This window comes from Stenotrophomonas sp. NY11291, from assembly GCF_023277365.1.
In the GTDB taxonomy this organism is placed as follows: Bacteria; Pseudomonadota; Gammaproteobacteria; order Xanthomonadales; family Xanthomonadaceae; genus Stenotrophomonas; species Stenotrophomonas geniculata.
The window spans coordinates 2,947,650-2,960,215 of the sequence record NZ_CP096975.1 but is presented as its reverse complement, the minus strand read 5'-3'; the positions used below and the strand labels follow the sequence as shown (position 1 = coordinate 2,960,215).

At 66.6% G+C, this 12,566-nt stretch carries 11 protein-coding genes, 1 tRNA gene and 1 pseudogene; 8 read left to right on the top strand and 5 right to left on the bottom strand.

Annotated elements, in window-relative coordinates:
• Positions 1-80 precede the first annotated feature (80 nt).
• The 3 genes from M1L61_RS13795 (at position 81) to M1L61_RS13785 (ending at position 5,153) form a co-directional block, all read left to right on the top strand.
• Positions 81-2,462, top strand: coding sequence for a Tex family protein (locus M1L61_RS13795; RefSeq protein ID WP_248853650.1), 2,382 nt, complete (start codon positions 81-83; stop codon positions 2,460-2,462).
• A 208-nt stretch (positions 2,463-2,670) separates the two neighbouring features.
• Positions 2,671-4,860: a PAS domain S-box protein gene (locus tag M1L61_RS13790; RefSeq protein ID WP_019336521.1), complete on the top strand. Its 2,190-nt coding sequence runs from the start codon at positions 2,671-2,673 to the stop codon at positions 4,858-4,860.
• Positions 4,861-4,922: 62 nt separating this feature from the next.
• On the top strand, positions 4,923-5,153 hold the full coding sequence (locus M1L61_RS13785) for a hypothetical protein (RefSeq protein WP_010484939.1): 231 nt from the start codon (positions 4,923-4,925) through the stop codon (positions 5,151-5,153).
• A gap of 39 nt (positions 5,154-5,192) precedes the next feature.
• Here the strand turns inward: M1L61_RS13785 and M1L61_RS13780 are convergent, their stop codons facing one another.
• Positions 5,193-6,281, bottom strand: a complete 1,089-nt coding sequence (locus M1L61_RS13780; protein WP_248853649.1) for a DUF5694 domain-containing protein — start codon at positions 6,279-6,281, stop codon at positions 5,193-5,195.
• Between the two features lie 152 nt (positions 6,282-6,433).
• Between M1L61_RS13780 and M1L61_RS13775 the strand changes: the two genes are divergently transcribed.
• A complete protein-coding gene (locus M1L61_RS13775) occupies positions 6,434-6,979 on the top strand; it encodes a GNAT family N-acetyltransferase (protein ID WP_043403106.1) in 546 nt (181 codons plus the stop codon).
• 255 nt (positions 6,980-7,234) lie between these two features.
• A complete protein-coding gene (locus M1L61_RS13770; RefSeq protein WP_049482641.1) occupies positions 7,235-9,061 on the top strand; it encodes a methyl-accepting chemotaxis protein in 1,827 nt (608 codons plus the stop codon).
• Here M1L61_RS13770 and M1L61_RS13765 read toward each other — a convergent pair.
• Together M1L61_RS13765 and M1L61_RS13760 are read right to left on the bottom strand one after the other, a co-directional pair.
• Positions 9,058-9,498: pseudogene (locus M1L61_RS13765) on the bottom strand (GGDEF domain-containing protein); the annotation flags it as partial. The gene M1L61_RS13770 and the pseudogene M1L61_RS13765 overlap by 4 nt on opposite strands.
• Positions 9,499-9,677: 179 nt before the next feature.
• Complete coding sequence (locus M1L61_RS13760) at positions 9,678-10,136, bottom strand: carboxymuconolactone decarboxylase family protein (protein ID WP_248853648.1); 459 nt, start codon at positions 10,134-10,136, stop codon at positions 9,678-9,680.
• Between the two features lie 109 nt (positions 10,137-10,245).
• Here M1L61_RS13760 and M1L61_RS13755 point away from each other — a divergent pair, with 109 nt between their 5' ends.
• Entirely contained in the window at positions 10,246-10,545 is a 300-nt protein-coding gene (locus tag M1L61_RS13755) for a hypothetical protein (protein ID WP_224328272.1), read from the top strand.
• Between the two features lie 89 nt (positions 10,546-10,634).
• Here M1L61_RS13755 and M1L61_RS13750 read toward each other — a convergent pair.
• Positions 10,635-10,720: transfer RNA gene (locus M1L61_RS13750), tRNA-Leu, on the bottom strand.
• A gap of 132 nt (positions 10,721-10,852) precedes the next feature.
• Here M1L61_RS13750 and M1L61_RS13745 point away from each other — a divergent pair.
• Positions 10,853-11,233: a response regulator gene (locus M1L61_RS13745; RefSeq protein WP_010484954.1), complete on the top strand. Its 381-nt coding sequence runs from the start codon at positions 10,853-10,855 to the stop codon at positions 11,231-11,233.
• Positions 11,234-11,302: 69 nt separating this feature from the next.
• Positions 11,303-11,500: a hypothetical protein gene (locus tag M1L61_RS13740; protein WP_010484956.1), complete on the top strand. Its 198-nt coding sequence runs from the start codon at positions 11,303-11,305 to the stop codon at positions 11,498-11,500.
• 45 nt (positions 11,501-11,545) lie between these two features.
• On the opposite strand, the gene M1L61_RS13735 is transcribed toward M1L61_RS13740, so the two are convergent.
• Positions 11,546-12,502, bottom strand: a complete 957-nt coding sequence (locus M1L61_RS13735; protein WP_010484958.1) for an SOS response-associated peptidase family protein — start codon at positions 12,500-12,502, stop codon at positions 11,546-11,548.
• Positions 12,503-12,566 lie beyond the last annotated feature (64 nt).

Here is a 12,566-nt window from a genome sequence, read left to right as displayed (position 1 = left end):
CCCCCTGTCAATGCCTTGTCCGGCTCCGTCGTGGGTTGCCAGAATGGGGTCTTCCCGAAACGCGGCACAGACCTGAAGCAATGCACGACGCCAAGAACGCACAGAGCGCGCTCGCCCAGCAGATCGCCCAGACCATCGCCGACGAGATCGGTGCCCAGTCCGCCCAGGTACGCGCCGCAGTCGGCCTGCTCGACCAGGGCGCCAGCGTTCCGTTCATCGCGCGCTACCGCAAGGAAGTGACCGGGGGCCTGGACGACACCCAGCTGCGCAACCTGGAAGTGCGCCTGACCTACCTGCGCGAGCTGGAGGACCGCCGCGCGGCGGTGCTGGCCAGCATCGGCGAGCAGGGCAAGCTCAGCGACGAACTGCGCAACGACATCCTCGCCGCCGACACCAAGAGCCGCCTGGAAGACCTGTACCTGCCGTACAAGCCCAAGCGCCGCACCCGCGCCCAGATCGCCCGCGAGGCCGGTCTGGAGCCGCTGGCCGATGGCCTGCTGGCCGACCCGACGCAGGACCCGCAGACGTTCGCGGCCACCTTCGTCGACACCGACAAGGGCGTTGCCGACACCAAGGCTGCGCTGGAAGGCGCGCGTGCGATCCTGATGGAGCGCTGGGGCGAAGACGCTGCGCTGGTCGGCGAACTGCGTACCTGGCTCGGCGAATCCGGCGTGATCCGTGCCCGCGTGGCCGAGGGCAAGGAAACCGAAGGTGCCAAGTACCGCGATTATTTTGAACACGCCGAGTCGCTGGCGAAGATTCCCTCGCACCGCTTGCTGGCGCTGTTCCGCGCGCGCCGCGAGGAGATCCTGTTCCTGGAGCTGGACCCGGGCAATGATGCCGAGGCTGGCCACCAGTACGCCGAAGGGCGCGTGGCGCGCAAGGCCGGCATTGCCGACCAGGGCCGTGCCGCCGACCGCTGGCTGCTGGACGCCTGCCGCCTGACCTGGCGCGCCAAGCTGCATACCCATCTGCTGCTGGACCTGTTCAACCAGGCCCGCGAAAAGGCCGAGGCCGAAGCCATCGCGGTGTTCGGCGACAACCTGAAGGACCTGCTGCTGGCGGCACCGGCCGGCCCGAAGACCGTGCTCGGCCTGGACCCGGGCATCCGGACCGGCTGCAAGATTGCCGTGGTCGATGCCACCGGCAAGCTGGTCGCCACCGATACCATCTACCCACATGAGCCGCGCCGCCAGTGGGACCAGTCGCTGCAGACCATCAAGCAGCTGTGCGCCAAGCACAACGTGGAGCTGATCGCGATCGGCAACGGCACCGCCAGCCGCGAAACCGACAAGCTGGCCGGTGAAGCGATCAAGGCCGCTGGCAACCCGAAGCTGCAGAAGGTGGTGGTGAGCGAGGCCGGTGCCTCGGTGTACTCGGCCTCCGAGTTCGCGGCCAAGGAGTTTCCGGGCCTGGATGTGTCGCTGCGTGGCGCGGTATCGATCGCCCGCCGCCTGCAGGACCCGCTGGCCGAACTGGTCAAGATCGAACCCAAGGCGATCGGTGTCGGCCAGTACCAGCACGACGTGGATCAGTACCGTCTGGCCCGGGCGTTGGACGCGCGCGTGGAGGACTGCGTGAACGCTGTCGGCGTGTACGTGAACACCGCGTCTGCCGCGCTGCTGTCGCGGGTGTCCGGCCTGTCGGCCACGGTGGCCGAGAACATCGTGCGCCATCGTGACGACAACGGCCCGTTCAAGCGTCGCAAAGACCTGCTGAAGGTTGCGCGCTTGGGCGAGAAGACCTTCGAGCAGTGCGCCGGCTTCCTGCGCATCGCCGACGGTGATCAGCCGTTGGACGCCTCGGCGGTGCATCCGGAGGCCTATCCGGTGGTCGAGCGCATCGTTGCCAGCACCGCGCGCTCGATCAAGGCGCTGATCGGTGATGGCAGCTTCCTGCGTGGCCTGAAAGCAGAACAGTTCACCGACGACACCTTCGGCGTGCCGACCGTTCGCGACATCCTGAAGGAACTGGAAAAGCCGGGCCGCGATCCGCGTCCGGAGTTCAAGGCGGCGCGCTTCGCCGAGGGTGTCGAGGACATCAAGGACCTGCGCGAGGGCATGGTGCTGGAAGGCGTGGTGAGCAACGTGGCGGCCTTTGGTGCCTTCGTCGATATCGGCGTGCACCAGGACGGCCTGATCCACATTTCGGCGCTCTCCGATACGTTCGTGAAGGATCCGCGCGACGTGGTCAAGGCCGGCGATATCGTCAAGGTGAAGGTGCTGGAGGTGGACGTGGCCCGCAAGCGCATCGCCCTGACCCGGCGCTTGGACGACACCCCCGGGCAGGCCACCAGCCGCTCGGGCCAGCGCGATGAGCGCGGGCAGGGGCCGCGCCGCGACGCAGGCGGCCCGAACCGCGGGCCGAACCGGGGCCAGGGCAATGGTGGCCGTCCCGCCGTGTCCGCGCCCCCGGCCAACAATGCCCTGGCCGAGGCCTTCGCCCGCGCCAAGCGCAGTTGAGGACCGTGTCCCCCGTCACGCTTGATTCGTGGTGAGGGACTTGTCGGTTTTCCCCGTGATTGCGCACACTTGCGCTTGAGGGGAGGCGTTCGGCCACCCCGCTGTCGCTGGGGAGGGCCATGACGCCAGCAGGACCCGTTGTCTTCGTTGAGGGCTGCAGCGTTGTGCTGCGGCCACTGCCCGCCTGTGCGGGCCGCGGGGCGGGTTGATGGCGGGCCAGGGAAGCAACGGCAACGGGCTGCTCGAACGGCGCCTGCAGGAGCTGGCCGAGGAGCGCCGTCGCCTGGCGATGATCATCGACGGCACCGCAGCCGGCACCTGGGAATGGAACGTGCAGACCGGCGAAATGCGGGTCAATGCGCGCTGGGCGGAGATCGTCGGCTATCGCCTGGAAGAGCTGGAGCCGGTGTGCCAGAAGACGTTCCTGAAGCTGGTCCACCCCGACGACATCGTCCTGTCCGATGCGGCACTGGAGGACCATTTCGAAGGCCGCAGCGACAACTATGTCTGCCTGCTGCGCATGCGGCACAAGAATGGCCAGTGGATATGGATCCACGACCGTGGCCGCGTGTTCGAATGGGACGGGCAGGGACGACCGCTGTGGATGGCCGGTGCACACGCCGACGTGACCGAGCTGCAGCAGGCGCGACAGGATGCGGCCGAGAGCCGGCAGCGATTGCAGGCCGTGGTCGACGCATCCGACGAGGTGGCGGTGATCGCGACCGATACCGAAGGCACCATCACCTTGTTCAATACCGGCGCGGAACGCCTGCTGGGATACAGCGCCGAAGAAGTGGTCGGCCAGCGGCGACTGGGTGATTTCCACGATCCGGACGAGCTGGCGGCCTGGCTGCGTCCGCTGGCGGCTGCGGACGGAAGCCTGCCGGGCGCGTTTGAAGCACTCAGCGCCCGCGCCGATGAGCAGACCTATTCACGGCAGTGGACACTGCGGCGCAAGGATGGCCAGCCACGCCAGGTGCGCCTGTCGATCAGCCGCATGGATGGTGCCGGCGGCGCGCGGATCGGCTATGTCGGCATGTCCATCGACATTACCGAGATCCTGCAGGCGCGTGCCGAAGCACGCCTGTCGGCAGAGAAATTCGCCGGTGCGTTCACGTCGGCGGCGCTGGGCATGGCGCTGGTGTCGCTGGAAGGGCGCTGGCTGGACGTCAATGACGCACTGTGCCGGATCCTGGGCTACCCCCGCGAAGAACTGCTGCAGGTTGATTTCCAGCGCCTGACCCACCCCGACGACCTGCAGACCGATCTGGCCCTGGTGCAGGACCTGCTGGCCGGGCGGCGCAGCCACTACCACCTGGAAAAACGTTATCTCGATCGCGACGGCAAGGTGATCTGGGCACGGCTGTCGGTGTCGCTGGTGCGCACCGAGCACGGCGAGCCGCTGCATTTTGTGTCGCAGATCCAGGACATCAGCGCCCAGCGCAGCAGCGAGCAGCGTCTGTTCGAGAGCGAGCAGCGCAGCCGTATCACGCTTGATGCGGTGGCCGACCTGGTGCTCAGTGTCAGCCTGGATGGCCGCATCGACTACGCCAATGCCGCCGCGGTGCGCACCCTGGCCGGTGATGGCGCGCTGTCGCTGGCCGGGCACAAGGTGCAGGATGTGCTGGCACTGACCACCGAGTACGCACCCGGTTCAGTGCTGGATGTCTCCGTGCTGCTGGACCCGGAAAGCAACGCAGTGGACCTGCACGCCGACCTGTTGCTGCGCCTGGGCACAGCCACGATTCCGGTTGACCTGACCCGTGCCTGGCTGCGTGATGATGAAGGTCATGTACGGGGCGCAGTGTGGGTGCTGCGCGATGACACCCAGCAGCGCGCGCGCCAGCGCGAGGCGCGCCATCTGGCCGAGATCGATCCGCTGACCGAGCTGAGCAACCGCCGCGGCTTCGAGGTGCATCTGCAGCAGGCGATCACCCGCGTCGAGCGTACCGGCCAGGCCGCCTCGTTGATGTACATCGACCTGGACCGCTTCAAGCCGGTCAACGATACCTGGGGCCATCTGGCCGGCGATGCCGTGCTGTGGGCGGTGGCCAGCGTGCTGCGCCACGGCGTGCGCGATTCGGACGTGGTGGCGCGGCTGGGCGGCGACGAATTCGCGGTGATCCTGTCCGGCTGCACACCGCGTCGTGCAGCGCGCATCGGCGGTGAACTGCTGCACACCCTGGCATCGCTGTCGATTCCGTGGGACCGGGATCGCCTGCATGTGGGCGCCAGCATCGGTATCGCGCCATTGGCGGGCGGGATGAGCGTGGACCAGGCTGTAGCGGCGGCTGATGCCCAGTGCTACCGGGCCAAGGCAATGGGTCGCAACAACGTACAGGTGCAGGGCGAGGCCAGTGAGCTGCCGAGCGACGACATCGACCCGATCGAGGGCTGATCTCAGCCTGTGAGAGGGCGTGCGCGAATACTCCGTGCACTTCCCCTCGTACAGGCGATCCCATGAATGTCTGCAACCCGGTGACGGTGCGTGCCTTCGCTCCGGCCCTGGTCGGTTGGTGCCTGGCCCTGGCCGCCTGCCTGCGTGCGGAACAGCTGCGCGGCGACCTGCACGCGCAGGCCCTGCTGCCGGTGCTGCAGGGCGGCGCGGTCGCCCTGCTGGTATTCACGCTGTCCTGCATCGGTGCCGCCTGCATCGTGCTCTGGCGGGCGGGCAGGAACGCGGTGGAGTGATGCGGTGGATGGTCACCGCATCCCCCATGTCATGTTGCGTCAGCGCAGAACTTCATCCGAACTGACCAGCTGCACGTCGTGCATCAGGTTGAGGTAAGCCTCGTAGTAGCCCTTGTGCGAGGCACCGACGATGGTCAGCATGCGGGTGCCTGACTGCTGGCCCAGTATGTCGCGTATGTTGGCGACCATGCGCAGGTTGCGGGTTTCCCAGTAGCCCACGTAGTTGCGGCCGAAGCCTTCCGGCGAGGGTTCGACGAGCGTCGCGCCGAAATCGCTGTTGAAGGCCGCCATCACGGCCTCGGGTGCGTTGTAGGCGCGATACATCGCGAGCAACCCATCCGCTTGGTCAAGATTGGCTTCGAGCCGTTCATCGGCCGCCCTGCGCGCTTTGACGAAGGAATTGTCCCAGGCACCGCGTATGGCGGCAGCGTAGGCCTTCTGCTGCGATTCCGGTGTTGGCGAATCCGCAGTGTGGTCGTCGACCGACCACAGGCGCTCCAGTCCCAGGCGTGCGGCAAGGACGCCGGCCACCAGGCCGGCCTCGTTGCGGCGGGTCATGCGCGTGTCGAGGAACCGCACCAGCTCCGGCGTCAGGCTGTCCGAAGCACGTCGCTCTTCCCTGGGCAGCCGCAGCCATTGGACGACTGCCGAGCTGCTTTCGCCCGCGGCCAGGAAGACTGCGGCCAATCGGCGTCGCTGGGCAGCGGTTGGCGCCTTCGGCCATTCCGCAAGCAGGCGTTCCATCTCCACGTTCGCGCTGGGCACGTCCAGGCCGGTGGCGGCCTGCGCCGGGGCCGGATCGACGCAGTAGTCCGCTACGCTCTCCGCGTATCGGGCTGGATTGCGGCGCATGAAGTCACACTGCAGGCCGGACAGGTTCTCCACTGCGATCGCGGTGGGCCGCCAGGCTTCCAGGCGCTGCAGCAGAGGTTCCAGCATCGCCGGCGTGAAGGTCTCCGGCAGGCTGGACAGGTGCGGGCTGCCCAGTACCAGTACTTCGTTCGGGCGTCCTGCGGGCGGTCCCTTCAGCTGGTCCGGGTGGAACGCCGGTCGATAGGCGGTGTCGTTGGCCAGCGCGCTGCTGCTGCACACGGCCAGGAAGAGAAGGCTGGCAAAGCGAGGGAACATGCGATCTCCATGTCGATAAGCGTCCTGCGGGACCTTCATGCTGGTCATTTTCTCCGGCTGGGGAATCCCGCATTGGTCATGTAAACCTTTCTGCCTTGAGCTGCATCCTTCTGCTGAGCGATGCTGTACTCAGCGCTCAGGCAATGCAGAACATGACATCCGACGACTGGACCATCGACAGTCCGCGGCTGCACCTCCGGCCATTCACGCCCGGTGACGCCGACGAGGCATTTGCGGGAATCACGCCCGGGCTGACCCGCTACATGGCCTTCGAGCCGCCTCCGTCGGAGGCGGCGTTTGCTGCGGTCTGGCAGACGTGGCTGCCCACCATTGCCGACGGGACCGACATCACGTTCGTGATCCGCAGGCGCGAGGATGATGTATTCCTTGGCCTGGCAGGCCTGCATCGAGCCGGGGAAGCAGAACCCGAGCTGGGCATCTGGATCGCAGAAGTGATGCATGGGCACGGCTATGGCCGCGAAGCCGTGGCGGCGGTGTGGTCGGCGGCCTCCGAGCGCCTGCGCTGTGCGGCGTTCCGCTACCCGGTGGCGGAACGGAACCGGTCCAGCCGTTCACTGGCTGAGTCCCTCGGTGGGCAGGCGGTGGCACGTGAGCGGGGCGTGAAGTACACGGCAATCGTCTACCGCATTCCGGCTGCAATGCATGGAGTTGCGACGGACGTCGCGGAATCCCGCTAAAGCGGCCGACGGCATCGCCGATACTCCCTCTGGATCCCGCTCCAGTCACCCGCCGCAGGACCCGGGACTGCCCCCGATGGGCGGTCCGCGCAGTGTGTTCCGCCGCTTCCAGATGCCGATCGCACCCGCAGCAGACGCTCTTGGCAGTCGCTCGAGAGGTGCCGGTTGGCACCTGTAGTCCCTGGCAACTGATGTTGCCGCCGGGCATCCCGCCCGTCGGGTCACAACCGCTTACCGGACACCGAGGATCAGACAATGCTCATTCCAGGCTTCACGGCGGGCGCGCAGGCGCCGGCCGAGCTGCATACCCGTTGGTCGCCGTGGCGTGCGCTGCTTGGCGTACTGGCGCCACAGCAACGCACCCGCACAGAGAAGGCGGTGACCGACCGCACCGAGCTGGAAGCGCAGGTGGCCGCGCTGCATCGCGTGCAGGCCGTCATCGAGTTCGCGCTCGACGGCACCATCCTGCAGGCCAATGACAATTTCCTGCAGGCGATGGGCTACCGGCTGGAGGAGATCCAGGGCGGGCATCATTCCCTGTTCGTCGACCCCGAGCAGGCGCGCAGCGCTGAATACCGCGACTTCTGGGCGCGCTTGGGGCGCGGCGAATATGACGCCGGACAGTACCGCCGCTTCGGCAAGGGCCAGCGCGAGATCTGGATCCAGGCCTCGTACAACCCGGTGCTGGACCGCCAGGGGCGGCCGTACAAGGTGGTCAAGTTCGCGACCGACATCACCGCGCAGAAGCTGCAGGCGGCCGACTCGGCGGGGCAACTGGCCGCGATCGCCAAGTCGCAGGCGGTGATCGAGTTCAGCATGGATGGCCGCATCCTGTCGGCCAATGACAATTTCCTGGCCGCCACCGGCTACAGCCTGGACGAGGTGCGCGGGCAGCACCATTCGTTGTTTGTCGAGCCCGAGCATCGCAGCAGCGTCGAATATCGCCAGTTCTGGGAGAAACTCGGGCGTGGCGAGTATGACGCCGGGCAGTATCGGCGCCTGGGCAAGGGCGGGCGCGAGGTCTGGATCCAGGCATCCTACAACCCGATCCTGGACCTCAACGGCAAGCCGTTCAAGGTCGTCAAGTACGCTACCGACATCACCGTGCAGGTGCATGAGAACCAGGCCATGCAGCGCGCCGTGGCGCAGACCCGCGAGGTGGTGGCTGCCGCCAAGCAGGGCGACCTGACCCAGCGCGTGGCCACCACCGACAAGAACGGACCGATCGCCGAACTGTGCGAAGGCGTGAATTCGCTGGTCGAGGCGATGGCGGCCATCATCGGCCAGATCAAGTTCGCTGCGGACACCATCGCAGTCGGCGCGACTGAAATCGCACAGGGCAACAGCGACCTCTCGCAGCGCACCGAGCAGCAGGCGGCCTCGCTGGAGGAAACCGCCGTGTCGATGAAGGGACTGGCCGAGACCGTGCAGCGCACGGCCACCAACGCGCGCCAGGCCAGCCAGCTGGCCGGTGGAGCGGCCGACGTCGCCGCGCGAGGCGGCAATGTGGTGCATGAGGTGGTCGAGACGATGGCGGTGATCAATGCCTCGTCGCGGCGCATCGTCGACATCATCGGGGTGATCGACGGCATCGCCTTCCAGACCAACATTCTCGCGCTGAACGCAGCGGTGGAGGCTGCGCGTGCCGGTGAACATGGCCGTGGCTTCGCCGTGGTTGCAACCGAGATCCGCGAGCTGTCGCAGCGTTCGGCCAGCGCAGCCAAGGAGATCAAGCACCTGATCGATGAGTCGGTTGCCAATGTGGGCGCCGGCACGGCGCAGGTTGAGAGCGCGGGCCGCACCATGGATGAAATCGTGATCAACGTGCGCCGGGTCAGTGACCTGATGACCGAAATCAGCACTGCCTCGCAGCAGCAGAGCGACGACATCCAGCAGATGAATCATGCGGTTGACCTGATCGATCAGGGCACCCAGCAGAACGCGGCCCTGGTCGAGGAGGCGTCGGCGGCGGCGCGCAGCATGGAAGAACAGTCGGCGCAGCTGCTGCAGACCGTGGCCAGCTTCCGCGTGCAGGGCGGGGCCGGGCATCGGCATGGAGCGGCGGCGCTGCACGCGGTCTAGACGCGGCGCCCGGACCAGTCTTCCGTGGTGCCGGTGTCGCCGCGTACGCAGTTGCGGCCGGCATGCTTGGCGCGATACAGGGCCTGGTCGGCGCGTTCGACCAGGTCGCGCGGATCGCGGTCTTCGCCCGGTGCCTGCCAGGCCACGCCGATGCTGATGGTGACGGTGGCTTCAGGGGTGGGCAGGGCTGCGGCTTCGACCGAAGCGCGCAGCCGTTCGCCCAGGCCCAGGGCGTGGGCGGCATCGGGCGAGGGCAGGGCGGCGATGAACTCTTCGCCGCCATAGCGGGCCAGCAGATCGTCACCCCGTTGCAGGCAGCCATCAAGGATGGCAGCCACCGACTGCAGGCGACGATCGCCTTCCGGGTGGCCGTAGGTGTCATTGAGCCGTTTGAAGTGGTCGATGTCGATCATCAGTACCGCCAGCCCGAGTCCCTGGACGAGGCGGCTGCTGCCGCGTTCGCCCGGGTGATGGCGGCACTGGAGCCGATCCGGCGGCCGGCGGAGACCAAGCCCAGACTGACGGATCCCGCTAAGGCTCGGTTGAGGGAGGCAAAAGTCGGATCAAAGCGGCGCTGACGCGGCGCTGGGCCAATGCCCAGCGCTCGCCGGTGTCGTTACTCGGTAGCGGGCTTGGCACGGGGCTTGAGCCTAAAGCTCACGCCTAGCCGATTGATCGCGTTCATTGCCGCGATGGTGAGCGTAAGATCGACAAGGTCCTTCTCGCTGAAGGCTGCGGCCACGGCCTGATACGCCTCGTCAGATGCGTGGGTCTCGCTGACAAGCGTCACTTCCTCAGACCATGCCAACGCGGCGCGCTCTTGCTCCGAGAACAGGTACGAGGCTTCGCGCCAAACAGGCAGAAGGGTGATTGTGTCGAAGGGCATGCCTTCCTTGAGTAGATCGCGTGTGTGGATGTCTATGCAGTGCGCGCATCCATTCAGTTGAGAAACGCGCAAGAACACCAGGTGGATCAATTTTGAGGGCAACGATGTGCCGGTGGTCACAAAGTGATGGAGCTGTCCAACCGCTTTGGCACCCTCGGGAGAGACCACAAACCAGTTCGCTCGGTTCATTTCTAACGTCCTTTTCCTCTAAGTGTGGGCCGGAGTCGGTCCACTCAAAGGTAGGGACGCCGAGCAGGGACGGTTCGTGACAGCTGATAGCGTGCGCCAGAATAGGCGCTTGGCTGAGCACTGGTGTGCGGTGGGGCTCTACCCGGGCCTGCCGCCGCGCGAGGCCGTGGACCCCCTGACCGACAGCACGCTCATCGCGCCGGCCACGCCTCTGCCGGGCCTACCCCCGACCCGCGAGCAGCAGCAACAGGCCCGGCGCCTGGCTGAGGCTGGGGCGAAGGAGATCGAGCGGATCAAGGCAGCGCTGGAGCCGCGCAAGCCGCCGGCGGAGACGAAACCCCGAGCGAGGGACATCCGCAGCAAGGCGCGGTTGAGGGCGGGGCTGCAGCAGATGCGCGGCGGTGTGTAGCGAGAGAGAATGAAGAAAAAAGGCGGAGCCGGAAGATTCACGACTCCATTACGCCATTTTCTTTTAAACCCTTATGCCGCAAGGGTCTTTGGTGCCGGTGAAAGGACTCGAACCTTCATGGGGTCACCCCCGGCTGATTTTGAGTCAGCTGCGTATACCATTCCGCCACACCGGCAGGCAGCGTGCGATTGTAAACGAGGTCGGCACGGCTTTCATAGTGGGGAGGCCGATCAGGGCGCGTCCTGTCGGCTTCGGCCCAGTGGTGGCTATACTGCGGCGGCTTGAATGCCTCCAGGAGTGGTAGCCGATGACAGTGTTGCAGGACCTGAGGGTGCTGGTGGTCGAGAACGACGAGATGAGTGCCGCACTGCTCCAGATGCAGCTGGTGCATGCCGGTGCAACGGTGGTGGGTCTGGCCGCGAGCGTCGCTGAGGCACTGCGCCTGCTGGAGGCGTCGACCCCGGACGTTGCCCTGCTTGATTACCGCCTGGCCCGCAATGAAACCAGCGAGCCGGTGGCCGCGGCGCTGTCGGCGCGTGGCGTGCCGTTCGTGCTGGCCACCGGCATGCTGGCCGAGCAGCTGCCCGAGCCGATGCTGGCCGGCGTGCTGCTGGTCAAGCCGTATCTCTCGGCAGACCTGAGCCAGGCACTGGTACGCGCAGTGGGCCGCGCCAGCGCCAGGGCCTGATTGGCGCATGCTGAAGCGGTGGGCGTATCCTGCCCGGGCCTGAATGCTCAGGCCTACAAGGAGAGTGGCATGAAGAAGTGGATCAAGCGCATGGTTGCTGCGGGTGTCCTTTCGATGGCGGTCTTCGGTGGTACGGCCTCTGCCGCGTGGTGCGGCCAGCCCTGTTTCCAGCTCTACAAGAGCTGCATCGCGCGGGGTGGTGAGGTCGAACAATGCCTGCAGGAACAGGCCTTCTGCGAAGAGGCGATGTGCGGCGGCAATCCCTGATCCATGAACCCCGCCCAGGCGGGGTTTTTCATCTGTGCGCGGTATTCAGCCCGCTTCTTCGTACACGTAGCGGATCTCTTCGCGGTCGTCGAGGATGCGGTACTGGCGCGCCAGATCATCCGGATCGGGATTGAGCCAGGCATCGAGGTGTTCCCTGCGGATGGGAACGACGCCGCGGTCGTGGCCCGCAGCAGCGACGTCGTGCGGAGGCGTGTCGGTGATGGTGGCAAATGACAGCAGGCGACCTTCCGGTCCTTCCCATTCCGCCCACAGGCAGGCCAGCAGCAGATCGCGCGGAGGATCAGGCCGGAACTCCAGCACCACGTCCTGCTCCTTCTCATCGGCACCCAGCGTGCGGCCGGCGATGGCGTGACGCGGTACGTGCTCATAGAACGCCTGCACCACCACCACGCCGTGGCGCAGGCCGAACGCACCGCGCCAATAGCCTTCCAGGCTGTCGCGCCTCGCGTTGTAGGTGCCGGGATAGAGGATGTCGTTGCGCACCGGCTTGTCCGGCAGCCGGCACTGGTAGCGCATCGGCTTGATCACGCGTTTGCCGCCCTCGCTGACCATGACCGGTGCGTAGGTGCCAGGGAAAATGCGGTTGTCGCGCGGCAGCAGCTGCACCCGGTGCAGGTCTTCCAGCCGGGCCTGCGCACGATCGATGCGGTTGCCGGCTACGCGCAGGTCGTTGCGTGCCTTCTGGGTGGGGCGGGTCGCCAGCGTGGCGTTGGCGATATCGCGTCGCTCGCGCTGGCGGGCCAGCTCCGCTTCCAGATCCTGGCGCTCCTGCGCATGCCATTGCTGGATTTTCGCGACGATGTCGCGGCCCTGCTCGGTGCGCGCACCGGCGAAGCCGTCATCCATGGCCTTGGGAGTTCTGGGGCGCTTCTTGCCGGGATCGTGCGCGTACAGCTCCGCGAATTCTTCCAGCGACAGGATGGCGCCAAACTCGCGCACCAGCTTGGCGTAGTCGGCGCGGATCAGGGCGGAATAGCACATGGGAACTCTGCAGGCGCGGGTCGCAGCAGTTGCGACATGGATGAGGCAGGATAGCCCGACCTAC